Origin of the sequence: Paraburkholderia sp. LEh10 (assembly GCF_017814945.1) — a bacterium.
In the GTDB taxonomy this organism is placed as follows: Bacteria; Pseudomonadota; Gammaproteobacteria; order Burkholderiales; family Burkholderiaceae; genus Paraburkholderia.
In genome coordinates this window covers 119,122-145,359 of the sequence record NZ_JAGIPX010000012.1, presented here as the reverse complement: position 1 = coordinate 145,359, position 26,238 = coordinate 119,122, and the positions used below count along the sequence as shown (strand labels likewise).

24 protein-coding genes are annotated in these 26,238 nt (G+C 62.4%); 15 read left to right on the top strand and 9 right to left on the bottom strand.

Features of this window, described 5'->3' with window-relative positions:
• Positions 1–93: 93 nt before the first annotated feature.
• The 3 genes from J8I87_RS13050 to J8I87_RS13040 form a co-directional block, all read right to left on the bottom strand.
• Positions 94–939 carry a carbohydrate ABC transporter permease gene (locus J8I87_RS13050; RefSeq protein WP_209931867.1) on the bottom strand — a complete coding sequence of 282 codons (846 nt, stop codon included), beginning with the start codon at positions 937–939 and terminating at the stop codon, positions 94–96.
• The gene (locus J8I87_RS13045) at positions 936–1,826 is read right to left on the bottom strand and encodes a carbohydrate ABC transporter permease (RefSeq protein WP_209931901.1); all 891 of its coding nucleotides are present in this window, start codon (positions 1,824–1,826) and stop codon (positions 936–938) included. The genes J8I87_RS13050 and J8I87_RS13045 overlap by 4 nt, the downstream gene beginning before the upstream one ends.
• A gap of 179 nt (positions 1,827–2,005) precedes the next feature.
• Positions 2,006–3,238 carry an ABC transporter substrate-binding protein gene (locus tag J8I87_RS13040; protein WP_209931866.1) on the bottom strand — a complete coding sequence of 411 codons (1,233 nt, stop codon included), beginning with the start codon at positions 3,236–3,238 and terminating at the stop codon, positions 2,006–2,008.
• 294 nt (positions 3,239–3,532) lie between these two features.
• Here J8I87_RS13040 and J8I87_RS13035 point away from each other — a divergent pair, with 294 nt between their 5' ends.
• The 3 genes from J8I87_RS13035 to J8I87_RS13025 all read left to right on the top strand — a co-directional run bounded on the left by J8I87_RS13035 (position 3,533) and on the right by J8I87_RS13025 (position 6,416).
• Positions 3,533–4,306 carry an SDR family oxidoreductase gene (locus J8I87_RS13035; protein ID WP_209931865.1) on the top strand — a complete coding sequence of 258 codons (774 nt, stop codon included), beginning with the start codon at positions 3,533–3,535 and terminating at the stop codon, positions 4,304–4,306.
• 61 nt (positions 4,307–4,367) lie between these two features.
• On the top strand, positions 4,368–5,432 hold the full coding sequence (locus tag J8I87_RS13030; protein ID WP_209931864.1) for an ABC transporter ATP-binding protein: 1,065 nt from the start codon (positions 4,368–4,370) through the stop codon (positions 5,430–5,432).
• A 111-nt stretch (positions 5,433–5,543) separates the two neighbouring features.
• Entirely contained in the window at positions 5,544–6,416 is an 873-nt protein-coding gene (locus tag J8I87_RS13025) for a MurR/RpiR family transcriptional regulator (RefSeq protein WP_209931863.1), read from the top strand.
• Positions 6,417–6,429: 13 nt separating this feature from the next.
• Here J8I87_RS13025 and J8I87_RS13020 read toward each other — a convergent pair whose 3' ends face one another.
• Positions 6,430–7,266 (bottom strand): IclR family transcriptional regulator, encoded by an 837-nt coding sequence (locus tag J8I87_RS13020; RefSeq protein WP_209931862.1) that lies wholly within the window; start codon positions 7,264–7,266, stop codon positions 6,430–6,432.
• Positions 7,263–8,105: an IclR family transcriptional regulator gene (locus J8I87_RS13015; RefSeq protein WP_209931861.1), complete on the bottom strand. Its 843-nt coding sequence runs from the start codon at positions 8,103–8,105 to the stop codon at positions 7,263–7,265. Before J8I87_RS13015 ends, J8I87_RS13020 begins: the two co-directional genes overlap by 4 nt.
• 272 nt (positions 8,106–8,377) lie before the next feature.
• Between J8I87_RS13015 and J8I87_RS13010 the strand changes: the two genes are divergently transcribed.
• The 4 genes from J8I87_RS13010 (at position 8,378) to J8I87_RS12995 (ending at position 12,862) form a co-directional block, all read left to right on the top strand.
• Entirely contained in the window at positions 8,378–9,337 is a 960-nt protein-coding gene (locus J8I87_RS13010; protein ID WP_209931860.1) for an MBL fold metallo-hydrolase, read from the top strand.
• Between the two features lie 42 nt (positions 9,338–9,379).
• Complete coding sequence (locus J8I87_RS13005; RefSeq protein ID WP_209931859.1) at positions 9,380–11,104, top strand: FAD-dependent oxidoreductase; 1,725 nt, start codon at positions 9,380–9,382, stop codon at positions 11,102–11,104.
• A gap of 62 nt (positions 11,105–11,166) precedes the next feature.
• Complete coding sequence (locus tag J8I87_RS13000) at positions 11,167–11,415, top strand: DUF2783 domain-containing protein (RefSeq protein WP_209931858.1); 249 nt, start codon at positions 11,167–11,169, stop codon at positions 11,413–11,415.
• 115 nt (positions 11,416–11,530) lie between these two features.
• Complete coding sequence (locus tag J8I87_RS12995; protein WP_209931857.1) at positions 11,531–12,862, top strand: MFS transporter; 1,332 nt, start codon at positions 11,531–11,533, stop codon at positions 12,860–12,862.
• 19 nt (positions 12,863–12,881) lie between these two features.
• Here J8I87_RS12995 and J8I87_RS12990 read toward each other — a convergent pair whose 3' ends face one another.
• Complete coding sequence (locus J8I87_RS12990) at positions 12,882–13,355, bottom strand: Lrp/AsnC family transcriptional regulator (RefSeq protein ID WP_209931856.1); 474 nt, start codon at positions 13,353–13,355, stop codon at positions 12,882–12,884.
• 543 nt (positions 13,356–13,898) lie between these two features.
• Between J8I87_RS12990 and J8I87_RS12985 the strand changes: the two genes are divergently transcribed.
• On the top strand, positions 13,899–15,368 hold the full coding sequence (locus J8I87_RS12985) for an NCS1 family nucleobase:cation symporter-1 (RefSeq protein WP_209931855.1): 1,470 nt from the start codon (positions 13,899–13,901) through the stop codon (positions 15,366–15,368).
• 229 nt (positions 15,369–15,597) lie between these two features.
• Positions 15,598–16,524 carry a LysR family transcriptional regulator gene (locus J8I87_RS12980; RefSeq protein WP_209931854.1) on the top strand — a complete coding sequence of 309 codons (927 nt, stop codon included), beginning with the start codon at positions 15,598–15,600 and terminating at the stop codon, positions 16,522–16,524.
• 172 nt (positions 16,525–16,696) lie between these two features.
• Here the strand turns inward: J8I87_RS12980 and J8I87_RS12975 are convergent, their stop codons facing one another.
• Positions 16,697–16,996 carry a DUF3331 domain-containing protein gene (locus J8I87_RS12975; RefSeq protein WP_245253891.1) on the bottom strand — a complete coding sequence of 100 codons (300 nt, stop codon included), beginning with the start codon at positions 16,994–16,996 and terminating at the stop codon, positions 16,697–16,699.
• Positions 16,997–17,706: 710 nt separating this feature from the next.
• Here J8I87_RS12975 and J8I87_RS12970 point away from each other — a divergent pair.
• A complete protein-coding gene (locus J8I87_RS12970) occupies positions 17,707–18,948 on the top strand; it encodes a YbfB/YjiJ family MFS transporter (protein ID WP_209931853.1) in 1,242 nt (413 codons plus the stop codon).
• 163 nt (positions 18,949–19,111) lie between these two features.
• A complete protein-coding gene (locus J8I87_RS12965) occupies positions 19,112–19,642 on the top strand; it encodes a hypothetical protein (RefSeq protein ID WP_313064443.1) in 531 nt (176 codons plus the stop codon).
• A 25-nt stretch (positions 19,643–19,667) separates the two neighbouring features.
• On the opposite strand, the gene J8I87_RS12960 is transcribed toward J8I87_RS12965, so the two are convergent.
• Positions 19,668–20,561, bottom strand: coding sequence for a LysR family transcriptional regulator (locus tag J8I87_RS12960; RefSeq protein ID WP_209931852.1), 894 nt, complete (start codon positions 20,559–20,561; stop codon positions 19,668–19,670).
• Positions 20,562–20,652: 91 nt separating this feature from the next.
• Between J8I87_RS12960 and J8I87_RS12955 the strand changes: the two genes are divergently transcribed.
• The 3 genes from J8I87_RS12955 to catC all read left to right on the top strand — a co-directional run bounded on the left by J8I87_RS12955 (position 20,653) and on the right by catC (position 23,204).
• Positions 20,653–21,810: a muconate/chloromuconate family cycloisomerase gene (locus tag J8I87_RS12955; RefSeq protein ID WP_209931851.1), complete on the top strand. Its 1,158-nt coding sequence runs from the start codon at positions 20,653–20,655 to the stop codon at positions 21,808–21,810.
• Between the two features lie 70 nt (positions 21,811–21,880).
• Positions 21,881–22,783: a catechol 1,2-dioxygenase gene (gene catA / locus J8I87_RS12950; RefSeq protein ID WP_209931850.1), complete on the top strand. Its 903-nt coding sequence runs from the start codon at positions 21,881–21,883 to the stop codon at positions 22,781–22,783.
• Between the two features lie 130 nt (positions 22,784–22,913).
• Positions 22,914–23,204 (top strand): muconolactone Delta-isomerase, encoded by a 291-nt coding sequence (gene catC, locus J8I87_RS12945; RefSeq protein ID WP_209931849.1) that lies wholly within the window; start codon positions 22,914–22,916, stop codon positions 23,202–23,204.
• A 115-nt stretch (positions 23,205–23,319) separates the two neighbouring features.
• Here the strand turns inward: catC and hmpA are convergent, their stop codons facing one another.
• The gene (gene hmpA / locus J8I87_RS12940; RefSeq protein WP_209931848.1) at positions 23,320–24,501 is read right to left on the bottom strand and encodes an NO-inducible flavohemoprotein; all 1,182 of its coding nucleotides are present in this window, start codon (positions 24,499–24,501) and stop codon (positions 23,320–23,322) included.
• Positions 24,502–24,632: 131 nt separating this feature from the next.
• On the opposite strand from hmpA, the gene norR reads away from it, so the two are divergent.
• The gene (gene norR / locus J8I87_RS12935; protein ID WP_209931847.1) at positions 24,633–26,225 is read left to right on the top strand and encodes a nitric oxide reductase transcriptional regulator NorR; all 1,593 of its coding nucleotides are present in this window, start codon (positions 24,633–24,635) and stop codon (positions 26,223–26,225) included.
• Positions 26,226–26,238: the final 13 nt, after the last annotated feature.

The window sequence follows — 26,238 nt, the reverse complement described above, 5'->3', positions numbered from 1 at the left end:
ATTTCGCCTAATTCGAGGTAACCACTTTTGGAAGCGGCCGGGCGACCTTATTTCAATCTTGACTTCCCTTTGTCTCGCCCGTCGTCTTTGCCGTCACTTGACCGCGCCGAGCGCGAGCCCCTTCACGAGATAGCGCTGCAGCCATGCGAACACCACGGAAACAGGCAACGTCGCGCACAGCGTCGCGGCCATCACCAGATGCCATTCGACGACATACTTGCCCGCGACCATATCCGTGACCTGCACGGTGAGCGTCTTGTTCTCCGGCGAGCGGATCAGCGTATAGACGACGGCAAATTCGTTCCATGCGTTGATGAACGTGAAGATCGCCGTCACGACGATGGCGGGCACGGCGAGCGGCAGAAACACCCTGAATACGGCGCGCGTGCGGCTGCATCCTTCGAGCCATGCGGACTCTTCGAGATCGCGCGGCACGGTCTGGAAATACGACGACAGCATCCACACCGCGAACGCGATATTGAACGCGGCATACGACACGATCACGCCGATCTTCGAATCGACGAGATTGCCGTCGCCATACGGAATCATCGCGGCGAGACGAAACAGGCCGACCACCAGCAGGATCGGCGAGAGCATCTGCGTGACGAGCAGAAACTGTCGATAGAGCCCGCGCCCGCGAAACGGAAAGCGCGCGAGCGCGTACGCGGCGGGCAGGCTGACGGCCAGCGCGAGCGCCGTCGAAAGCAGGCTGACGATCATGCTGTTGCGCAGCGCGACGCCGAAATTCGCCGCGGTCCACATGTCGGCGAAGTTCTGCCATTGCCAGTGCACGGGCAGCCAGCGCGCCGGATAGATGAACACCTCCTGCGCAGGCTTGAGCGCGGTGAACAGCATCACGGCGAACGGAAACAGCACGATCGCGACGAGCGGCGACAGCGCGAGCCAGCACCAGACGGTGCGCTTCATCTTGGCGTTCATGCCGGCTCTCCTTCCTTCGACGGCTGTATGCGCAGATACAGCACCGAAAACACGAACAGCATCACGAGCATGATGAGCGACACGGCCGCTGCCTGGCCGGGACGGCCGAGCCGGAAGCCGAGTTCGTATAGATACGTGACGAGAATATGCGTGCCATTGTTCGGGCCGCCTTGCGTCATCACCCAAATGATCGGAAACGAGTTGAACACGTAGATCACGTTCAACAGAATCGCCATGTTCACGAATGGGCGCAGCAAGGGCAGCGTCAACTGGCGGAATTGCTGCCATGCGCTCGCGCCGTCGATGCGCGCGGCTTCGTAGATATCGCCCGGCACGGAGGACAGGCCGCCGAGCAGGATCGTCACCGTGAACGGAATCGACACGAGGATGCCGACGGCGATCTCGACCGGGAATGCAAGCTCGGGCGTCGCGAGCCAGTGAATGGGGCCGCCGATCAGACCGAGGCGCTGCAACGTGACGTTGACCATGCCGTAGTCGTCGTTGAACGCCCAGCGCCACACGACGGCCGTCATCGTCAGCGAGACGGACCACGGCAGCATCACGATCGTGCGCGCGATGCCGCGGCCGTGAAAGTCCTGGTTCAGCACCAGCGCGACGGGCACGGAGATGATGACCGTGCCGCCGACCACGCACGCCGTCCATACTAGGGTGCGGCGCAGCGAATCGAGAAACACGGGATCGGCGAAAACCGTATAGAAGTTTTTCAGGCCGGTGAAATCGCGGATGGCGCCAAAGCGCGATACATCGTGCAGCGACTGATACACGATGTTGAAGATCGGATAGCTGATGATGAACAGCGCGAGGATCAGGCTCGGCGCAATCAGCCACCACGGCGCGGCGGCGCGCGGCGCGGCGGAACGGTTCATGCGCGCGCGATCGACGGATGCTTGGGCGTTGGAACTCATGAAGCCCTCGGGACGGAATGGGCCGGATGCAACACGGCGCGCTGCGCACAAATCACAGCGCCCGCACATCGAATTTGAAGCCGCATCGACATCGCGCCGATGCGGCTTCCCGTACTGCTCTACGCAACCTTCAACGCGTCTTACTGGCCGAGTGCCTGGTTCGCCTGATTCGCCGCCTGTTTCAGCGCATCGTCAGGCTTCGCCTTGCCGAGGTAGACGGCCTGCATCGCGTTCGTCACGGCCTTCGCGGTGTCTTCCCAGCCCGACACCGTCGGCGCGAAACGTGCTTGCGGCAGGAGCGCGATGAACGCCTTCGTGTCCGCGTCGTTGAACGCGGGGTCGGCGGCTTCAGCCTTGGTGGTCGGCAGGAAGCCTTCCGTGCTCGTGAACTCGACGCGCGGCTCCTTCGTGAACAGGTAGTCGAGGAACTTCCACGCTTCCTTTTTCACCTTCGAGTTCTTGAACATCACGATCGAATCCGTGACGGCGTACGTCGCGCCGTTCGTGCCGACAGGAACGGGATCGATGCCGTACTTCAGATTAGGCGCTTCCTTCTTGATCTGCTTCGCGAGGAACGGCGCTGAAATCACCATTGCGACGCGGCCCTGCTTGAAGAGGTTCTGCACGTCTTCGCGGCTGTAGCCCGTGACGCCGGGCTGCGTCAGGCCTTGGTCGATCATCGACTTGTACATCGTCGCCGCCTTGATGCCCGCGGGCGAATCGAAGCCTGCCTTGCCTTGCTTGTTCAGCACGTCGCCGCCGTTGGTCCACAGCGCGTAGTAGTAGTACACGTCGGTTTCGATTTCCTTGCCTTGCAGGCCGAAACCGGCGACGCCCTTCGCCTTCAGCTTCTTCGACGCGTCGATCACGTCATTCCACGTCTTCGGGCCGTTCGGATAGCCGACGCTCGCAAGCAGATCCTTGTTGTAGTACAGCGCGCGCGCCGATGCCGCGATCGGCAGGCCGTACGTCTTGCCGTTGATCTGGCCAGGTGCGAGGAACGGACCGATGAAGCGGCCCTTGAAGTTCGCGTCCATATAGCCGTCGAGCGGCTCGGCCACGTCGTCCTTCACGAAATCGAGCAGCCAGCGCGTGCCGACGATCGCGAGATCGGCGTTGGCGTTGCCCGAGATGTCCGTTTGCAGCTTCTGTTGCAGCGTGTCCCAGCTCACGTCTTCGATCTTGATCGTGGTGCCGGGATTGGCCTTCTCGAACTGGCGGGCCATTTTCTCGAAGTACGGCGCCGTCGCGTCGCTGTAATGCGCGACCGTCACACGCACCGTGTCGGCGTGCGCCGATAGGGCAAGACCTGCAAATGCGAGCGCCGCGGCGACTTTGCCGAGCGTAAGGGAAGCACGTGCATGCAACGACATTTCGACTCTCCTGAGGTGGTCCGCCGCCGTAGCCGGCTGCTTGGGTTGAATTGTTTGAAAAAATCCTACACACGAAAAAAAATGTTGTCACGTAGGGCTGACGATATTTTTTGTCGACCGGGTTTTTGCATAAGATGCTGTAAAGGATGGGCTTTTTGTGCAGTGCGGGGTTACGCGCCGAACCGCGGTTGCGGTGCTTCTGAAACCTTGGAACGCGCAATATGTAGGAAATTTACAGGATGAAGGGCGGCCTCTCGTGAGACGCGAAGCCGCCCGCGAACGCGGAGGATGGACATGAAGCGTGTCGTGCTGGTGACGGGAGCGTGCGGCGGAATAGGCAGCGTGTTGTGCCGGCGTTTCGTGCAGGACGGCGCAAGCGTGCTCGCGCTCGACATCGACGCCGCCGCGCTGGACCTGCTTGCCGCCGAACTGGGCACTGACAGCGTAACGCCTGTCGCCGCCGATCTCGGCGACGCCGAAGCGGTGCGCGAGCGCGTCGCGCTAGCAGTGCAGGCGCGCGGCCCCGTCGACGTGCTGGTGGCGAACGCGGGGGCGGCGGAAGGCATGACGCTCGCGAAGACGGATGCCGCGAGCTGGCAGCGCGACGTGCACCTGAACCTGAACGGCACGTATCACACCGTCGAAGCGGTGCGCGCGTCGATGGTCGAACGGCAGTATGGCTCGATCGTGCTGATCGGCTCCGTGAACGGCATGGCGGCGCTCGGCCATCCCGCGTACAGCGCGGCGAAGGCGGGCCTCATCAGCTATACGAAGTCGCTCGCGATCGAACTCGGGCGCTACGGCATTCGCGCGAACATCGTCTGTCCGGGCACGGTGAAGACCAAGGCCTGGCAGGCGCGCGTCGACAAGAACCCGCAAGTCTTCGAAGACCTGAAGAAGTGGTATCCGCTGCGCGACTTTGCGACGCCCGACGATATCGCCGACGCCGTGCTCTTTCTCGCATCGCCGATGGCGCGCGTGATCACGGGCGTCGCGTTGCCTGTCGATGGCGGGCTGATGGCGGGCAACCGGCTGATGGCGGAAGACCTGACGCTCGAATCGCTTTGATGCGTGGATTCGACGCTTCGACGAAATACGCGGCGCAACCGCAAACGACGATGAGGACAGCATGGCAGCAGTGCAACTGAGCGGCATCTACAAGCGTTACGGCGACACGCAGGTCGTGCACGGCATCGACCTGCACATCGACGATGGCGAGTTCGTCGTGCTGGTTGGCCCGTCGGGTTGCGGCAAGAGCACGCTGATGCGGATGGTCGCGGGTCTCGAAGAAATCAGCGGCGGCGAGCTGACGATCGGCGGCACGCGCGCGAACGGCTTGCCGCCGCAGCAGCGCAACATCTCGATGGTGTTCCAGAGTTACGCGCTGTATCCGCATCTGTCCGTGTACGACAACATCGCGTTCGGTCCGCGCATCCGCAAGGAAGCGGCGACGAGCTTCAAGCCACGCATCGAAGCGGCCGCGAAGATGCTCAACCTCAGCGGCTACCTGGACCGCTTGCCGCGCGCGCTGTCGGGCGGCCAGCGCCAGCGTGTCGCGATGGGCCGCGCGGTGGTGCGCGAGCCGTCGCTGTTCCTGTTCGACGAACCGCTGTCGAATCTCGACGCGAAGCTGCGCGTGCAGATGCGCACCGAGATCAAGGCACTGCATCAGCGGCTGAAAAACACCGTGATCTACGTCACGCACGACCAGATCGAAGCGATGACGATGGCCGATCGCATCGTCGTGATGAACGCGGGGCGCATCGAGCAGATTGGGCGTCCACTGGAACTGTACGATCGCCCGGCGAATCTGTTCGTCGCGAGCTTCCTCGGCTCGCCGTCGATGAATTTCGCCGAAGGCGAAGTGGTGAGCGCCGCGCACGGCGCGGCACTGAAACTCGGCGATGGCGTGCAGCTTCCGCTGCCGGGCGCGGCGGCGAAGCCTGGCGCAAAGGTCACGCTCGGCGTGCGGCCCGAGCACATCGAAGCGTCGAGCGAAGGTATTCCGATGGATGTCGAAGTGATCGAGCCGACGGGCGCGGAAACGCATCTGTACGGCAAGATCGGCGGCGCGGCGTGGTGCGTGACGATGCGCCAGCGCGCATCGATCGAGCCGGGACAACGCGTGACGGTCCGCTTTCCGGAGCAGCACATGCATCTGTTCGACACGGAGAGCGGGCGCAGACTGGGCTGACGGCGCGCCTCGCCCTATCGTGCGTGGGGCGGGAGCAAGGCGCTGAAGCGCCGACTCGGGTCGACAGCACCGCACGCCGTCGATTCACCTTCAATCGAAAGGAACGTACGGGTGTCCGCACCTAACCTGATTCCTCATATCCGCAGCGCGCTCGAATCGCTGCGGCCCGCCGAGCGCAAGGTCGCCGACATGGTGCTGTCCGATGTCGACTTCGCGATGCGCGCGAGCATCACCGAGCTTGCGCAGCGCGCGGACGTGTCGGAGCCTTCCGTCACGCGCTTTTGCCGTGCCGTCGGCGCGCACGGCCTGCGCGACTTCAAGATGCAGCTGGCGCAGAGCGTCGCGGGAGGGATGCCGTATGCGTCGGCGGCCGTCGCGCGCGACGACGACACGAAGACGCTGTTCGAGAAGGTCGGCGAAGCGGCCATCGAGGGCATCACGCAGGCGCGCGGCGCGATCGATCCCGTCGCGGTGAATGCGGCGCTCGCTGCGCTGACGAGCGCGCGTCGCGTGTATTTCTTCGGCGTCGGTTCGGGTTCGGGACTGGTCGCGCAAGATGCGGCGCTGCGTTTCCTGCGGCTCGATATCGCCGCGAGCGCTTTCACGGATGCGCATTTGCAGCGCTTATACGCGGGTCTGCTCGAACCCGGCGACGTCGCGTTCGCGATTTCTCATTCCGGGCGCAGCGTCGAGGTGAACGAAAGCATGCAGATCGCGAAAGAGCGCGGCGCGACGACGATCGCGCTGACGAATGTCGGCTCGCGGCTTGCGTGGCTCGTCGATATTCCGCTGCTGCTGCGCGTGCCGAGTCCGATCGATCCGAATACGCCGGGCGTGTCGCGCCTCGTGCATCTGTGCGTGATGGATGCGCTCGCGATCGGCGTCGCGTTGCGGCTCGAACCGCAGGCGCTGGAGAAGATGCGCCACGCGAAGGCGCGCTTGTCGCAAGAAACGGATGTGGCGGCGGAGGATGAGCCGCAGTAGACGCCGTTCGGTGTCAGCCGGCCACGAACCCGAAGCGCCGCGACAAGCGTTGCGTCGCCGCCAGCAGTGTCTTCGCGGCGTCGCCCTGGGTATCGCTGTCGAAGCTCCCCGCCGTGCCCATCAACGCGATCACCAGCACGACACTGCCCGTGTGATCGAACACGGGCGCGGCCAATGTGCCGATGCCGGGAATCGGCTTGTTGAGCGCGGTGTCGATGCCATGCGTGCGGATCTGCGCGAGACGGTCCGCATACGATGGCGCGAGCTTCGCCGAACGCACGTCCGGAGACGCAAATATTTCCGCACGCTCCGCGCCCGCCAGCCGCAGATGATCCTGCGCGAGCAGACCATGCCGCACGTCGTCGGCGACGTACGCGGCGAACACGCGCCCGATCGCCGTGTTCACGAGCGACATCACGGTGCCGACGCGCAAGCTCACATGCAAAGGCCGCGCTGCTTCTTCGAGCCGCACGACGGTTGGCCCGAGCGGGCCGAGCACGGCCGTTGCGACGCTCATGTCGGTCGTCGCCGCGAGATCGACGATTTCGGGCTCCGCTTCGCGCGTCGGCGACAGGCGTTGCAGGCCGATCAGACCGAGTTCGAGCGCGAGAGGCCCCGCTTCGAAACAGCCGGACGCGTCACGGCCGAGCAAGCCGATTTTCTGCAGGCTCACCAGATGCGGAAACGCCTTCGCGGGCGGCATGCCCGCCGCCGCCGCGAGATCGCGCAATGACAGCGGCTTGCCTGCGGCGACGAGGGCAGTCAACAGCTCGCCCGTGCTGTCGAGCGACTGGATCCCGCGCTGCTGCTTCGCGTCGGCGGACGCCTGAGTGTTGAGCGTTTCGTTCATGTCCGATGCCTGCCTGTATCAGCGCCGATGTCAGCGCCGATGTCCGCGCCGATCTCGCGCGCCGTGTTTTGCAGTGCACGCGCAATCGGGCCGTTCCAGTCCACATCGATTGCGGCGCTCGGACCGATGACCGTCAGCGCGAGACACAACTGCCCATCGGCATCGAGCACGGGCGCGGCAAGACTGCTGATGCCGGGACTCGGCGCATCGATGCCGCGTTCGATGCCGCGCTCGCGGATTGCGGCGAGCGTCGCGTCGAACGACTGACGCTCGTTGGTCCCGACAAGATCGCTGGAGCCTTCGCCCGACTGATTCGCCCACATCGTCTGCAACGCATCCGTTGCGAGGTACGCGCAAAACACGCGCCCCGTCGAGGTCGCGGGCAGCGACATCACGGTGCCCACATGCAGGTTCACGTGCAGCGGAAAGCCCGCATGCTCATAACGGACGATGGTCGGCCCTTGCGGACCCGCAGTGCAGATCGCGACGCTGAAGCCGATTTCTTCGGCCAAAACCGTGACGCGCGGCACGGCGGCGCGAAATGCCGGCTGGTTCGCGAGCTGCATCAGGCCGAGGCGCAGCGACAGCGGTCCCGGTTCATAGCGCCCCGACAGTTCGTCGCGCTTGATGAGACCGAGCCGCGTGAGACTCACGAGATACGCGTGCGCCTGGCCCGGCGCGATGTCGGCGGCGGCTGCGAGGTCCGATAGCGCGAGCGGCGTGCGCGCCTTTGCGAGCGCATGCAGCAGCCGCCCGCCGACTTCGACGCTCTGGATGCCGCGCTGCTGCTTGCCCGCGCCGGTCTCGCTGTCTTTTGCCGTCTTGCTCGCGCCGCTCACGTCTTTCGTCTGTTCTTAAAAAAGGTCCATGTTAAACGAACAACGGCCGTGGACCGCTCGCGAAAAGCGCCGATCACAGCATCGCCAGGGTAAACGTGAAATTAGCGTATAGCGATACGATTCGCTATTGACAAATAATGCGCAGAGTCTAAGATGAAATCACTCCGGTGCGATCGTCGCCGGACATCATTCCAACCAGACAGGGCAGACCGTCATCGCCGCGACAGCGCGCAAGGTTTCGCCCTTTGCCCCATCAATTGACGGAGACGAGCATGGCCAAGGCATTCGCATCGCAAGCCGACCTTGAAGAAAAGAAAATCACGTGGACGCAACTGTCCGAGAACGCCTACGCATATACGGCCGAAGGCGACCCGAATTCGGGCGTGATCGTCGGCGACGATGGCGTGCTGATCGTCGATACCACCGCGACGCCCGCGATGGCGCAAGACCTGATCGCGAAGATCCGCAGCGTCACCGACAAGCCGATCAAATACGTCGTGCTGTCGCACTACCATGCGGTCCGCGTGCTCGGCGCGTCGGCGTATTTCAACGAAGGCGCGCAGCAGGTCATCGCGAGCCGTGGCACCTATGAAATGATCGTCGAGCGGGGCGAGGCCGACATGAAGTCGGAGATCGAGCGCTTTCCGCGTCTCTTCGCAGGCGTCGAAACGGTGCCGGGCCTGACATGGCCGACGCTTGTGTTCGAGAAGGAAATCACGCTGTTTCTCGGCAAGCTCGAAGTGCGCATTGCGCATCTGGGCGCAGGTCACACGAAGGGCGATACGGTTGTGTGGCTGCCTTCGCAGAAGGTGCTGTTCTCGGGCGATCTCGTCGAATACGAAGCGGCCTGCTATTGCGGCGACGCGCAACTCGAACAGTGGCCCGCGACGCTCGAAGCGCTGCGCGCGCTAAACGCCGAAAAGCTCGTGCCGGGCCGCGGCCCCGCGCTGACGACGCCCGAGGATGTGAACAAGGGCCTCGACTACACGAAGGACTTCGTCACGACGCTGCTGCAAAGCGGCCGCGAAGCCGTTGCCGACAAGCTCGATCTGAAGGCCGCGATGGCGCATGCGCGCAAGGCGATGGACCCGAAGTTCGGCCATGTCTTCATCTACGAGCATTGCCTGCCGTTCGACGTGTCGCGTGCCTATGACGAAGCAAGCGGCATCACGCATCCGCGCATCTGGACCGCGCAGCGCGACAAGGACATGTGGGACGCGCTGCAGGCCTGACGGCACAGACAAGGCAACGAGCAGACGGATGGAGACAGCAGAATGAGCAGTATCAACTACCAGACCTTGTCGTTCGAATACCGGCGCTGCGCGGAGCAGGACGCGGCAGCGGACGCAACGTCGCAGGCAGCGCCGCATCCGGTGATCGTGGTCGGCGCGGGCCCCGTCGGTCTCGCGACGGCGATCGATCTCGCGCAGCACGGCGTATCCGTCGTGCTGGTCGATGACGATTGCTCGCTCGCAACAGGTTCGCGCGCAATCTGTTTTTCGAAGCGCTCGCTCGATATCTTCGACCGGCTCGGCTGCGGCGACCGCATGGTCGAAAAGGGCATCAGCTGGAATGTCGGCAAGGTGTTCCTGCAAGAAGAACTCGTGTACACGTTCAACCTGTTGCCGGAGGCGGGGCACCATCGTCCTGCATTCATCAATCTGCAGCAGTACTACGTCGAAGGATTTCTGCTCGAACGCGCACAGTCGCTGCCGAATATCGACATCCGCTGGAAGAGCAAGGTGGTGGGCTTGCAGCAGCACGGCGAGCCGGGCTCCGCCGATGCCGTCGTCACGCTGAGCGTCGAGACGCCCGAAGGCGAGTATCCGTTGCGCGGCCGCTATGTCGTGGCCGCCGACGGCTCGCGCAGCCCCGTTCGCAGCATGATGGGCCTCGACAGCAAAGGCCGCGTATTCAAGGACCGTTTCCTGATCGCCGACGTGAAGATGGAAGCGGAGTTTCCAAGCGAGCGCTGGTTCTGGTTCGATCCGCCTTTTCATCCGAACCAGTCGGTGCTGCTGCATCGCCAGCCGGACAACGTGTGGCGTATCGACTTCCAGCTCGGCTGGGACGCCGATCCGGCGCTCGAGAAAACGCCTGAACGTGTGCTGCCGCGCGTGCGCGCGCTGCTCGGGCCGGACGCGAAGTTCGAACTGGAATGGGTCAGCGTGTACACGTTCTCGTGCCTGCGGATGGAACGCTTCCGGCATGGCAACGTGCTGTTCGTCGGCGATGCGGCGCATCTGGTTTCGCCGTTCGGCGCGCGCGGCGCGAACAGCGGCTTTCAGGACGCGGAGAACGTCGCGTGGAAGCTCGCGATGGTGCTCGACGGCCGCGCGTCCGACGCGCTGCTCGACACGTACGCGAGCGAACGCGAGTACGCCGCCGACGAGAACATCCGCAACTCGACGCGTTCCACCGATTTCATCACACCCAAGTCGCCCGTGAGCCGCACGTTCCGGGATGCCGTATTGAAGCTCGCACGCAAGCATCCGTTTGCGCGTTCGCTCGCGAATAGCGGGCGTCTTTCGGTGCCGGCGGTGCTGCGTGACTCCCCGCTCAACACGGGCGATCTCGACAGCTTCGAAGGCAAGATGGTGCCGGGCGCGCCGTGCGCGGATGCGCCCGTTTCGTCGGCGGGCGAATCGGCGTGGCTGCTCGCGCAATTGGGCGATTCGTTCACGGGCGTGCTGTTCTGCGGCAACGACGATATCGACGCCGCAACGCAAAACACGTTGCGGCTGCTGCAACGTGGGCCAATTCCGTTGAAGCTGGTCGTCGTGGCGCCTCAAGGCGCGCGCATTGCAGCGATGCAAGCCGATAACGTGGTCGTGCTCGAAGACAGCGAAGGCCTCGCGAGCTCGCGTTACGACGCGGCGCCGGGCACGTTCTATCTGATTCGCCCGGACCAGCACGTGTGCGCGCGATGGCGATCACTCGATGCAGCGCGCGTCGAAACGGCGCTCAAGCGGGCGTTGTGCGTCGAGGGCGTCGCGTGAACGCGGCGCCGCGCATCGATACCGCATCGACACCGCATCGATACAAAGAGCAGGAGACATCAGTGGCACTCATCACGCAACTCAATCTGACGCAGCCCGACGACTTCTATGAAGCGCTGATCGACATGCATCGCGATTTTGACGAAGCACAAAGCCAGGCCGCGAACGCGCAGCTTATTTTGCTGCTCGCGAATCATATCGGCGATTACGCGACGCTGATGGAAGCGATTCAATATGCGCGCGAAGGCGTCGATCGGCCGCACGCGCCGGCTGCACAAAACGCGGCGGATACCTCGCGCGTCGCTGCCTGATTCCTTGATACGGCTCGCGCGTCAACGATAACGCGAGCCGCCTTTTCCCAATAACACGGCGCAACAAACGCCGGACCCACTGGGTCCGCAGGACCCGTATTGTCTGGAGATCTCGATGAGTCAATCAATCTCGCACGCCTATGAGCCCGGCGGGTCGGCCGCCGCGCATGGTGACGACACGGCGCTTTATCGCAAGGTTACCGTGCGCATCGTGCCGTTTCTGTTTCTCTGCTACGTGATTTCATTTCTCGATCGCATCAACATCGGCTTCGCGCAATTGCAGATGAAGCACGACCTCGGCTTCAGCGACGCGATGTATGGACTCGGCGCGGCGATCTTCTATATCGGCTACGTGCTCTGCGAAGTACCGAGCAACCTGTTGCTTGCCCGCTTCGGCGCACGCCGTACTTTCACGCGCATCATGCTGCTTTGGGGCGCCGCATCCGTATGCATGATGTTCGTGTCGCAGCCGTCGCATTTCTATCTGTTGCGGTTCATGCTCGGCGTGTTCGAAGCGGGCTTCTTTCCAGGCATCGTGCTGTATCTGACGTACTGGTATCCGGCGCAACGGCGCGCGGTGATCCTGTCGATCTTCTTCGCGGGCGTCGCCGTCGCGGGCGTGCTCGGGGGCCTCGTCTCCGGCTGGATCATGCGCGACATGGCGGGCGTGATGGGCATGTACGGCTGGCAGTGGATGTTCGCGATCGAGGGCGCGCCCGCTGTCGTGCTGGGACTGCTCGCGGCTTTCTGGCTCGTCGATGGGCCGCAGAGCGCCGCGTGGCTCACGCAGCAGGAGAAGGATCATCTGATCGCGCAACGCGATGCGGAGCATCGTCCCGCGAGTTCGCATTCGTCACGCGCGTTCATCGAAGCGTTACGCAACCCGCGCGTCTATCTGTTCGCGTTCATCTACTTCTCGCTGACCTGCGCATCGCTGACGCTCAACTTCTGGATGCCACTGATGATCCGCGATTTCGGCGTGAATGACGTGCTGTGGGTCAGCCTGTACACGGTGATTCCCAACGCGATCGGCGCAGTCGGGTTGATCCTGATCGCGCGTCATTCGGATCGTCGCGGCGAGCGTCGCAAGCATTTCGCGGCGTGCACGATGGGCGGCGGCGTGGCGCTCTCGCTGCTGACGCTGCATTTGGGCAGCTTTGCCGCGATGCTCGGAATTCTGTCGATTGCGGCCGTGCTGATCTTCGCCGCGCTGCCGATCTTCTGGACCGTGCCGTCCGGTTATCTGTCGGGCAAGGCGGCTGCCGCGGGCATCGCGTTGATCAGCAGCATCGGGATTACGAGCGGCATCGTCAGCCCATGGCTGATCGGTCTCATCAAGACGCAAACGGGCAGCATGGACAACGCGCTCTATCTGCTCACGGCACTGCTGTTCGTTAGCGGCATCGCGCTGTTGCGCGGCGTGCCCGGCCAGCGCGCCGCAGCGTAACGCGCTTTCCCGCGCGCAACTAGACCTGCACGGACGGGATGCTCTTCATGCAGCGCAGCGCGAACATCGAACGGCTGTGCCGGATGCCCGAGATCTTGTACAGCTTTTCACGCAGGAAGCGTTCGTAGCCCGCCGTGCCATCGACTGCGACCTTGATCAGATAGTCGTACTCGCCCGACACGAGATACGCCTCGAGCACTTCGGGCAGCGTCGCCAGTTCGGCGCCGAAGCGGGCCAAGGCGTCGTCGTCGTGCCGGTCGAGCGTGACCTCGATCAGCACGACGTCCGCGAAGCCGAGCTTCTGCTGGTCCAGCAACGCAACGTAGCCGCGTATATAGCCATCGGCCTCCAGTTGACGCGTGCGATTCCAGCACGCGGTCGTCGACATGCCGACGATCTCGGCCAGTTCCGCGTTGGACAGGCGGGCGTTTTTCTGTAGTGCGCGCATGATCGCGCGGTCCTGATTGTCGAGCGGGCGGTTGCGGGCTTGCATGATGACGATTTGGAAGATTGTTCGGGGATAAGTCATTCTACCGGAACGATCTTCCGCATTCACCCGCCGTCTCGCCGCAAACAGGAAGCCTGTTTACGGCGCAGGCCGGTATATTCTTCTCCATGCTTCCTTGCCCGGAACGAATGGCGGACTATCCTCTGCCGACGGGCGCCACGTCATTCGCAAGATGACGCCGGCAGGGACGGTCAGCGGCGAAACCAGCGCCGTGCGACGCGTTCATCGGTCATGGAAGCATTCAAACCTGCATTCAAGCCCGCGCGTTCTTTTGCGCGCGTCGCCCGTCTCCCCACCTCGTCCGCGAAACGCTGCCTCGCATGCCACGTGAGCGCGTGCGCCGCATTTTTGATTTCATCGACAAACGCTTTTATTACTAAAACAATCTATATTGCAGAAACAAGATCCGTCATCGCGCAACGCGATTTCAAACGGGCATTGCAATGGTTGGACCTGTGCGTTACGTAACCACGTCAAGTCATGGCGGTCTCCGGCAGACGGCCATGCGTCAACCAGCAGGGGGATGCCATGTCCACGTCGCCGCCTTTCGATGCGCCCCACGACGGCAGCGATCTGATCGAGCAGGCCGACTCGCGCTTGCATAATCGCGACCTCGCTCCCGTTCCGCACAACCGGCGCACATGGACGGGCTACAGCATCTTTGCGATGTGGATGTCCGACGTGCATAGCGTCGGCGGCTATACATTCGCGGCCAGTCTGTTTCTGCTCGGGATTTCCGGGTGGCAGGTACTGATCGCATTGACGGTCGGCATTCTCGTCGTCTACATGCTGATGAACTGGGTCGGCAAGCCAAGCTATGTGCACGGCATTCCGTTTCCGGTCATGGCGCGCGTGAGCATGGGGGTAATGGGCGCGAACCTCGCTGCCGTGATCCGCGGCGTGGTCGGCATCGTCTGGTACGGCGTGCAAACCTATTTCGCGTCCAAAGCCGTGGCGACACTGCTAATTTTGTTCATCCCCGCATCTGCCGCGTTGCGCGACGTGAGCTTTATGAAGCTCGACGGTCTGGGCTGGGTGAGCTTCCTGTTCATGTGGATCTTCCAGTTCTTTATTTTCCAGCGCGGCATGGAGACGATCCGCAAGTTCATCGACTTTTGCGGGCCAGCCGTCTACATCGTGATGTTCGTGCTGATGGCGTGGATTCTCTCGCAGGCCGGCCTTGGCAGCCTGAGCCTGACGCTTGGCGGCAAAACGCTGACGGGCGCAGAGCAATTCGCGGGCATGGGCAATGCCGTGCTCCTCGTCGTCAGTTATTTCGCCGCGTTATTGCTCAATTTCGGCGACTTCTCGCGCTTCGCAAAGAGCGAGCACCAGATGAAGGTCGGCAATTTTCTTGGGCTGCCCGTCAACTTCATCGTCTTCGCGATCATCACCGTGATCGTCACGTCGGGCAGCGCGAGCGTATTCGGCTCGATGATCATGGACCCCGTCGCCATCGTCGCGCACATCCAGAACAAGGTGGCCGTGGTGATCGGCAGTCTCACGTTTATCGTGGCGACAATGGGCATCAATATTGTCGCCAATTTTGTTTCGCCTGCTTATGATCTGGCGAACCTGTTCCCGAAGCATGTCGACTTCAAGCGCGGCGGACTGATCGCGTCCATTTTGGCTGTGCTCGTCTGTCCGTGGATCTTTGTCGACAGTCCCAAGGCCATTACGATCTTCGTGAGCGTATTCGGCTCAGTGCTTGCACCACTTTATGGTGTGATGATGGCCGACTTCTATCTGATCAAGAAGCAGCAGGTGCAAACGGCCGAGTTGTACACGATGGCGCCCACCGGCCGCTTCTATTACGACGGCGGCTGGAACAGAGTGGGCGTCGCGGCGCTCGTGCTGTCTGGATGCATCTCCGTGGGCTGGGAACTGTGCACGCAACTGCTCCACGTACTGCCCGAAAACAACTTCGGCTGGCTGATCGGCGCGGTAGCGGGCGCAGTTCTGTATGTGGCGATGATGCGGATCGCGCGGAGAACCTGAGCAGCATTCGCCTGAATTGGCGGCGCTTTGGCATAAGTGCAATGCAGACCCGTTGCGGACCGATTTGACCGCTAGTTTGTCGTCATTGGCCAGTCAAAGTATTCGATACTCAAGAGTCGATTCGTGGCATGCAATCGCGCGCCACGATCACCATACGCGCACGCGTATAGGGGCAGCGCCGTCGAATCGAAACACTCCATACTGCTACGACTCCACAACGGACGAGAAGATGGACCGGCTTGACGCGTTAAGGCTATTCGTCGAAATCGCCGAAGCCGGGAGCTTTTCCGCGGCCGCGCGAAAGAGCACGGTTTCGACATCGACGGTCACACTCGCGCTGCAAAAGCTGGAAGAGGAAGTGGGCGCGCGCCTGATTGAGCGCACGACGCGGCGGCTCGCCTTTACGTACGAAGGGCAGCGCTTTCTCGACGACGCGCGCCGCGTGTTGGCGGACTGGGATGACGCCATTCTGAGCCTGCGCGACGACGGTCCGTTGAATGGTCTGATTCGCTTGACTGTCAGCAACGACTTCGGCCGCACACGCATCGTCCCACTGCTGGACAAATTCATGAACCTGCATCCTCAGGTGCAGATATCGCTGATGTTGACAGACGGCGTGGTCGATCTCGTCGATCAGCATCTGGATCTGGGATTGCGCAACGGGCCACTGATCGATTCGCGGCTCAAGGCGCGGTTGCTGCTGACGGCGCCGCGCGTCGTGTGCGCCGCGCCATCCTACTGGGCGACGCATGGCAAGCCGGTGCATCCGTCGCAACTGTCATCGCACACTTGCCTGATTCTCGCGCGGCCCGACGGACTGGTAGCGAACTGGCCGTTCATTATCGATGGCAAGCAGACAGCGGTGAAGGTCTCCGGCAATCGCGTCGCAAGCGACGGCGGCGTGCTGCGCGAATGGGCTGTCAACGGCTACGGCGTGACCATCAAGAACCGTTGGGACATCTATCAGGAACTGCTGTCGGGAAGTCTGGAGACGGCACTCGATCAGTTCATCGCCGAACGCATCGATCTGTTCGCCGTCTATGTGGGCGCCGTGCCGAGCCGGCGTGTCGGCACGCTAATCGATTTTCTTGCGCGCGAGCTTTCCATCGACGACTCGCTTGAACTGTACCCGCTGGATGGTATCCGCCCGCTCTAGCGCCGCATGCGCGTTCGTATTCTGCGGCTGAATAGAAAATACGCGCACGAGAAGATCACACATGGCGATGTGTGATGGAAAAGGCCGATGCTGCGGTTGCGACGAATACCGCCGCGGCACGAGCAGCATCGGGAATGGAGTAGCACCTGCTGGCCCTACCCGCGCTTAAGGGTCAAGCGGGCACAGCGGAAGCAAGAATCATTCGATCGCGATTCGCCGGGAAATACGTTTCGCAAGCGCGCGGACGGAACACAGGGTCGCCGCGTCTGATCGGCATGCCCGTCAGAACACAGAACGAGTCGGTGCGTGCGAGTCCAATCCGCCATACCTGGTCTGCGTAGTGACCTGAACGAGGATCGCTCCAGCACACGCTAAGCGTTTTCGATGACAGCTGTTCGAGAATCGAAATATGCGCGGGCGGTGGTTCGACCTCGACGGGCTCCAGTGCTTCGGGCGGCGGCCGCTTGGTCATACGGAATTTCTTCTTTGGACCGTATTGTGCTTTCTTCGTCGATTCGAGAGTCAAGGGCGTGGGCATCAAGACGCCCACTAATGCACGGCGAACAATATCTTCTTCAACCGGACGAGTCATCATTCACCTCCGTCACAGAGTTTGGCTGCCGGCACGCTCTGACGCGGCCGAGGTGCTGCTGCTGACGTCAACGTTGTTGTGCGGTGAGGCTCGCAAGGCAGGTACATCGATTTGCCTGCTTGGCGCGCATGTACGTGCTATCGGAGTTCCCCATCAACGCGCCGTCACTCTATATTGGACGTTCAGGCGGGTATTGGGCAAGTTAAGCGTTGTTAACCGAATGGCCTAACGGCATTTAGCCATGCTTCAGACGACGATGCCGGAATGTCTCTAGGCTATTCAATTAGCCTTCAGGCCGCCTTAAATATGTATCGGCTTTACCTCTTGGCGCGCGCCACATCTTCATTATTGTCGGCGGCGACAAAGATTGCGAGCAATCGCAGCGTACGTGACCGAAATGTCATACGAACGTGCTTTTACACGCGATGCTGCTCGACTCGACCCAGCCGCCTGCATTTCCCGCTTGCCATCTTTGTCACTCATGTCTAAAATTCGTCGTCGTTGACATAGCTGTCAAAGATAGCGGGGCGGTAGGTTCCGCTCCTTGCAAACCGCTGCGCAATGCGCGGCTTTCTGCGGAACGTCTCATCATGTCCTTCGATGCTTCTCTCTCATCGACGTCCGTCACCGGACGCGCCGCCGTCTGGTGGCCTATCTTCGCGGGTTTCAGCGCCAGTCTCGTCGGTATCGGGCTCGCGCGCTTTGCCTATACGCCGCTCATTCCGCCGCTGATCCAGGCACACTGGTTCGCCGCTTCGGACGTGGTGTATCTGGGTGCGGCCAATCTCGCCGGCTATCTGCTCGGCGCGCTGCTTGGCCGTCCCGTCGCGCATCGCTTGACGAATGCCCTCACGCTGCGCGCGATGATGGTGCTCGTCACGGTGGCATTTCTTGCATGTGCGTTTCCCGTATCGGTGGCGTGGTTTTTCTTCTGGAGACTGCTGTCGGGCGTAGCGGGTGGAACGATCATGGTGCTCGTCGCTGCAACGGTTCTGCCGCACGTGCCCGCCGATCGTAAGGGGCTTGCAAGCGGCGCGATTTTTCTCGGGCTCGGGGTTGGCATCGCGGCATCCGGCACGCTCGTGCCATTGCTGCTCAGCTTCGGTTTGCGGAACACGTGGATCGGCATCGCCGTGCTGTCTGCGGCGCTGACGTTGGCAACGTGGCGCGGATGGCCGTCAGCACGAGCGTCTCAGGTGCATCAATCCCACGCGGCCGCTGTCGCGAACACGCATGACGCGCTGACGGTTCGCGTGCTTTACGCCGAGTACGCGTTGATGGCGCTCGGTCTCGTTCCCACGATGGTCTTTTTGGTCGACTTCATCGCGCGCGGGCTCGGCGCAGGCGCGCACGTCGGTGCTTCTTACTGGATTCTGTATGGCGCGGGCGCGATTTTCGGGGCACCTGTGTACGGCTTTATCGCGGACCGCTTCGGCGGCCGCTTCGCGGTGCGCACGCTGTCGCTGCTGCAAATCGTGGTGGTCGCGGCGTTTGCGATGTCGAGCAATCAGATCGTGATCGGTGTGCTCACGCTCGTGGTCGGCAGCTTTCCGCCCGGCATCGTGCCAATGATGCTTGCCCGCGTGCATGAAGTCGTGCCGCACGATCACGCCGAGCAGCATAGGGTGTGGAGCCGCGTGACGACGACCTTCGCCGCGTTTCAGGCGATTGCCGGTTACGCGTATTCGGCGATCTTCAACGCAAGCGGCGGCAATCATCGCCTGTTGTTTGCGATCGGCGCAGTGGCGCTGGTGTGGGTCTTGATCGTCGACTACGTAGCGCCGCATATCAGTCGGGAGCGCGTGGCGGGAGAAAACCATAACAATCGGTAGTAGTTGTTCACATCCCACTTCGGCAAAAGGGTGGCTCCTCGATGGCGCCGCCTTTTGCTTGAAAAGTCGACTGGATCGAATCGTTTAGTGTCGATGGATGGACCGCCCCGCGGCTAACAAGGATTAACTACCCTTTGCGGCGCCGACGGCTGACAATCCAATCGTGCATGACGTGCTGATGCAGGCATCGACGGGGAGGTGTTCGAACGTGAAGGCCGGGGCGGATCATTCAATCCGGAATGCCATCGGCGATGCGCAAGCACTGCAGACGGCTGGGGCGCCGCAGCGCGGCATCGCGCGGCGGGCACTTGCGCCTAGCTTGCTCATTGTCGGCGTATGCGGCTGGTCGCTGATCGAAACGCCTGCGGAATTCGATCCGTCCGCAGGCGAGGCGGGAGTCGCGGCCCTTGCCATCGCCAAGTTCGCATGGGCCGTCATCGGCGTGGCCGCCGCTCGCGGCGTCAAGCGCGCGCAATGGCTGTTTTCGTTCCTGTGCGGACTGAGCCTCGTTGCAATTGTGCCCGCGCTGCCCGTCGAATTTAACGAATCGGCGTGGATCTTCTGTCAATCGCTTGTCGAATGCGCGCTGAAGGCAGCGGCGATGCTCGCGTTGGTGTTTTCGCGCGCGCCGCGTCCCGCCGGCATCGAAGCCATCGCGTGGAACGACGAAGACAGCGGCATCGGCAAACCATAGACGCGCGTCACGCGTTTTAGCACGGCTATGCAGGTAGCGGCCGCCTGAACAGATCGCGTGCGATCGCACAGAACAGGTCGGTCGTGGCGCTTTGATCCTGCAGACGGCGGCTCATGATGATCGGTGACGACACTTGCGCCTCTTCGAGTGAGCGATAGGTCACGCCGCGCGCCCGCAGACCCCTCACGCTTTCCGGCACGAGACACACACCCACCTGCGCGGCGACGAGTCCCAGCGCCGTTTGCAGTTCGCGCACCTCATGAATGGCGGCTGGTTCGACGGCGTGATCGCGGAACGCGGAAAGCTGCTGGTCCGCATAGCTTGGCCGCGGCGTGGACGGATAGATGATGAGGGTTTCCTTCGAAAGCGCATCGAGTGTCAACGGACTCACGTCAGCGAGCGCGTGGCCGGCAGGCAATGCGGCGATCAACGGCTCTTCGACGAGCACCTCGCGCGCGAGCTGAGATTCGTCGAAGCGCAGACGCCCGAAGCCCACATCGATTCGCCCGCCCCTGAGCGCGCTCAACTGTTCGATCGTGAACATCTCGATCAGCGAGATCTGGATGAGCGGCGCTGTTTCCCTGAACGCGCGGATCACATCGGGCAAAGCGCCGTAGAGTGTCGAAGGCACGAAGCCGATGACGATACGTTCCGCCAGTTGCGCAAGACGCCGCGTGAGCGGCAGCAACTCGTCGCTTTCCTCGATCAGGCGCTTGGCCTGCGCGTAGAAAACACGGCCCGCTTCCGTGAGCTTGAGCGGCCGCGCGCCGCGTTCGAACAGCGCGAGCCCCACGCTGTCCTCGATCTGCTGGATCTGGCGGGAGAGGGGCGGCTGCGTCATGTTCAGGCGTTCGGCGGCCCGCGTGAAGTTCCTTTCCTCGGCGACTGCCACGAAATAGCGAAGTTGGCGCAGTTCCATCTATGCCCCGAAGGTATGGAAATAGACTCAATCGGTCTTGGACGGATTCCGCCTGCGCCCCTAGTATGGGCACATCAGCAGGAGAGCCGTAATGATACCAAGCCCCATACAGATACAAGCCGTAGACACCATTCTCGTCGACGTTCCGACGATTCGCCCGCACCGCCTGTCCGTTGCCACGATGAATTGCCAAGCCCTGGTGCTGGTCCGGATTCAATGCGCCGATGGTATAACCGGCTGGGGTGAAGCGACGACGATCGGCGGCCTCGCTTACGGCGAAGAAAGCCCCGAGAGCATCAAGACCAATATCGACACCTATTTCGCGCCGACGCTCAAAGGCATGGACGCGACGCGTCCGGGCGTCGCGATGGCGAAGCTGCGCGAGTGCTTTCAGGGCAACCGCTTTGCGAAGTGCGCGATCGAAACCGCGCTGTTCGACGCGCAGGCGCAGCGCTTCGGCGTGCCGCTGTCGGAACTGTTCGGCGGCCGCGTGACGGATTCCGTCGAAGTGGCGTGGACGCTTGCAAGCGGCGATACGGGCCGGGATATCGACGAAGCCCATCAAATGCTCGAAGCGAAGCGGCATCGCGTATTCAAGCTGAAGATCGGCACGCGCGCACCTGCCGCCGACGTCGCGCACGTCGCCGCGATCAAGGCCGCCGTCGGCGAGCGAGCTGAAGTGCGCGTGGATGTGAATCAGGCGTGGAGCCAGGCGGAAGCGATCTGGGCGAGCGAGCGTCTAGCCGATGCAGGCTGCAATCTGATCGAGCAGCCCATTGCCGCCGGCGACCGTCGCGGCCTCAAGCGTCTCACGCATCTGTCGAAGGTGCCCATCATGGCCGATGAGGCACTGCACGGTCCCGTCGATGCGTTCGATATCGCAAGCGCGCACGCTGCCGATGTGTTCGCTGTGAAGATCGCGCAATCGGGCGGCCTGACGGGTGCGGCGAGCGTGGCCGCGATCGCGCTGGCAGCGGGCGTCGATCTGTACGGCGGCACGATGCTCGAAGGAGCGGTCGGCACGATTGCGTCCGCGCATCTGTTCAGTACTTTCCGCGAATTGAAGTGGGGCACGGAGCTATTCGGACCGTTGCTTCTCACGGAGGAAGTTCTCGTCGAGCCGCTGCGTTATGAGAACTTTGCGTTGCGACTGCCGCACGGCCCCGGCCTCGGCATTCAACTCGACCTCGACAAGATCGAAAGATTGCGCCGCGATTCGAAGCGCGGCGCGAGTGTAGTGAAAGGTTAGCTATGACGGTGCTGACATTGCAGCCCGTTGAGCATCGTCGTCAGTGATTGGACTAAAAGGAGACATCCCCATGGACATCAAAACCATCGACGCCCTGTTGAACAAGATCAACGAGAGCGCCACGCATGAAGGCAACGCCCGCACAAAGCAGGTGGTCAACCGCATCATTCGCGATCTGTTCATCACGATCGACGAACTCGATGTGACGCCGAACGAATTCTGGTCGGCGCTGAACTATCTCGGCGAAGCGGGCCAAAGCGGCGAACTCGGCCTGCTGGCAGCGGGTCTTGGTTTCGAGCACTTCCTGGACGTCCGTCTTGACGAAGCCGAGAAGAAAGCGGGGATCGAGGGCGGCACGCCGCGTACGATCGAAGGTCCGCTGTATGTGGCGGGTGCGCCGGAATCGACGGGCCATGCGCGCCTCGACAATGGCAACGAGCCGGGCGATACGCTGGTGATGCGCGGCCGCGTAATCAGCGAAGACGGTGAGCCGTTGCGCAATGCGCTGGTCGAAGTGTGGCACGCAAATCATCTGGGCAACTACTCGCACTTCGACAAGTCGCAGCCCGAATACAACCTGCGCCGCTCGATCCGCACCGACGACAACGGCGTATACAGCTTCCGCAGCGTGGTGCCCATCGGCTATAGCGTGCCGCCGGGAGGCAAGACGCAGCAACTGCTCGACCTGCTCGGCCGTCACGGCCATCGTCCGGCGCACATTCACTTCTTCGTGTCGGCGCCCGGCTATCGGAAGCTGACGACGCAGATCAACATCGAAGGCGATCCGTATCTGTGGGACGACTTCGCGTTCGCCACGCGCGAAGGGCTCGTGCCCGCGCTGAAGAAGGAAGAGGGCGCGGCGGGCAAGGCGTATGGCATCGACGGCCAGTTCGCATTGATCGACTTCGACTTCAGCCTCGTCAAGGAGCGCAATGACGTGCCGACGGCTGAAGTGGAGCGCGTGCGTGCCTGATCTCGCATGGCGACGAAGGGGCGCTGAGTGAATGCGCTGAGTGAATACGGCCGCCATTTCAGGCGGCCGTTTGCATGATCGAGCGGCATGCGGAAGTAGCCGCGCGACAAAATCGAAAGGGAGTACCTGAATGCTATTTCACGTAAAGATGGTCGTTAAGCTGCCGCCCGACATGCCGGTGGAACGCGCCAATGAACTGAAGGCCAACGAAAAGGCTCTGGCCCAGCGGCTGCAGAAGGAAGGCATCTGGCGGCATCTTTGGCGTATCGCCGGACTGTACGCGAACTACAGCGTGTTCGACGTGGAGAGTCCCGCGCAGCTGAATGAAATCCTCATGCAATTGCCGCTTTATCCTTATATGGAAGTGACCGTGGATGCGATGTGCCGCCATCCGTCGTCGATTCACGAGGACGATCGCTAAAGCAGTGCTTTGCCGGCGCGCAAAAAAATGGAAGAGACGCATGAACTCGCCTCTTCCAAAGTACTGCCAGGGTAGCCTTCAACAGACAACAACCACTACAACGAAAAGCGCCTTATCAGTCCAGCGCCGAAGCCGGGCCAAAGAACTCGAAACGGCTCTGCTTTTCCGGCACGCCGATGGCTTTCAGATGACGCTTGATGGCCTTCATGAAAGGCTTCGGTCCGAGGAAATACACGTCGACGTCACGCGTCGCGGGCAGCCACTGATTCAATCGCGCTTCATCGATATAGCCTTCCGCGTGATGCGCATCATCCTGCTGACGCGGCTTCTCATACACGTAAAAGCGCTTGAGTTGCGGGTGACGGTTCGCGAGATCGTCGATGAACTCGCGGAACGCGTGCACTCCGCCGTGACGCGCCGCATGGATGAAGTGAATCGGGCGCGACGTTTTCAGCGCCGCATGCAGCATCGCGAGCGTCGGCGTGATGCCGACACCGCCGCTGATCAGCACGAGAGGCTTGTCGTTGTGCTCCAGCGTGAAATCGCCCGACGGTGCGAACAGATCCAGCGTCGTGCCTTCGTTCACGGTATCGTGCAGGAAATTCGAGCCCTTGCCATTCGGCTCGCGCTTCACGCTGATCCGATATTCGCGGCCGTTTGCCGCAGCTGACAGCGAATAGTTGCGGCGAATCTCTTCACCGTCGACAATCAGGCGCAGACCGATATATTGGCCAGGCGTGAATTCGAGCAAGTCGCCGCCGTCGGCCGGACGCAGATAGAACGACGTGATTTCCTCGCTTTCCTTGACCTTGTGCGCGACCACGAACGGGCGCGTGCCGCGCCAGCCGCCCTTCGACGTTTCCTTCTCGGTGTAGACCTTCTCTTCGAGGCCGATCAGCAGATCGGCCAGTTGCTGATACGCGGCGCCCCACGCCTCGATCACGGCATCCGTTGCGATTTCCGCTCCGAGCACTTCGCGGATCGCGCGCAGCAAACATGTGCCGACGATCGGATAATGTTCGGGCAGGATGTTCAGCGCGACGTGCTTGTTGACGATTTGCGAAACCAGTCCGCCGAGTTGTTCGAGTTGTTCGATATGACGCGCGTACATCAGCACCGCGTTGGCAAGCGCGCGCGGCTGGTCGCCCGACTGCTGGTGCGCCTGGTTGAACAGCGGCCGCACGCTCGGGTACTCCGCCAGCATCGTCTTGTAGAAATGCGTGGTGAGCGCTTCGCCGCCGCTTTCGAGCAGCGGGACGGTTGCCTTGATGATTGCGCGATGTTCGGCTGACAGCATGAGTTGATTCCTCGCATTAAGGGTGAGTGTGTCCCGCGGATTTCGGCGGGCTTCGGGTTGTCTCTAATGCAGGTATCGGGCCAGCATTAAAACGTCGTAAAATCATATGGTTATAAAAGTCAGATGTGAATATGACGAGCGTTAAAACGACTCCATCAGAAGTCAAATTGACTGCATCAGAGGTGCTCGACGCGCTGATTCCGCTCGTCGAGGACCTGTCGCGCGACTTGCCCGAGCGCGAGCGGTACCGCCGCCTTCTGACCACGCTGCGCACGCTTTTCCCCGGCGACGCCGCGGCGCTATTGCGTCTCGACGACGACACGCTCGTGCCGCTTGCCATCGATGGCCTGAGCGGCGACACGCTCGGCCGGCGCTTTCGCGTAGGCGACCATCCGCGTTTCGAAGCGTTGCTATCGCGGCGCGAGCCGACGCGCTTTCCCGCGGATTCCGGCTTGCCCGATCCCTACGATGGTCTGGTGCAGGGCGTAAGCGGCCATCTTGAAGTGCATGATTGTCTCGGCTGTCCGTTGCTGATCGGCGGCAGGCCGTGGGGCTTGCTGACGCTCGATGCGCTCGATCCGGCGTGCTTCGACAGCATCGACATGAACACGTTGCAGGCGTTTCTGAGCCTCGCGGCGGCGACGGTGAGCGTCGCGGAACGCATCGATACGCTGGAGCGCAATACGGAAGAAGAGCGGCAACGCGCGGAGGCTTATCGACAGGCAAGCGGACAGGGCAGCCGCGAACTGATCGGCAGCAGCGCGGCGCACCAGCAACTGATCAACGAGATCCGCGTCGTCGCGAACAGCGACCTGACCGTGCTCATCACGGGCGAAACGGGTGTCGGCAAGGAACTCGTCGCGAACGCGATCCATAGCGGTTCGCCGCGCGCCAGCAAGCCGATGATCAGCCTGAACTGCGCGGCGCTGCCGGATACGCTCGTCGAGAGCGAACTGTTCGGGCATGTACGCGGCGCGTTCTCGGGCGCATCGTCGGATCGGCGCGGCAAGTTCGAGCTTGCCGATGGCGGCACGCTCTTTCTCGACGAAGTCGGCGAATTGCCACTCGGCGTGCAGGCGAAACTGCTGCGTGTGTTGCAGAACGGGCAGTTGCAGCGCATCGGCTCGGATAGCGAGCATAAGGTGGACGTGCGGCTCATCGCCGCTACGAACCGCGATCTGGTCGAGGAAGTGCGCGACGGGCGTTTTCGCGCGGACCTGTATCACAGGCTGAGCGTGTATCCGCTGCGCGTGCCGCCGCTGCGCGAGCGCGGACGCGACGTGCTGCTGCTTGCCGGCTTCTTCCTCGAAGAGAATCGCGCGCGGCTCGGGCTGCTCAGCATCCGGCTCGGACAGGACGCGCAAACCGCCTTGCTCTCGTACAACTGGCCGGGCAACGTCCGCGAGCTGGAGCATATGATCGGGCGCAGCGCGTTCAAGGCATTGTCGAGGCATCGCGAGCGTCCGCGCATCCTCACGCTGACGGCGGCCGATCTCGGCATGTCGGCCAACAGCGGCGGCGAGCTGCCGGCCGCCGCGTCGTCCGCGACTGCCTCTGGCGACGCGAGCGCCACCGATTTCCGCAGTGCCGTCACAGCGTATGAGCGCACGCTCGTCGCCGACGCGCTCGAGCGCAACAACCACAACTGGGCGGCCGTCGCGCGCTCGCTCGGCATGGACCGCGCGAACCTGAACCGGCTCGCGAGGCGTCTCGGGCTGAAATAAACGCATTTCACGG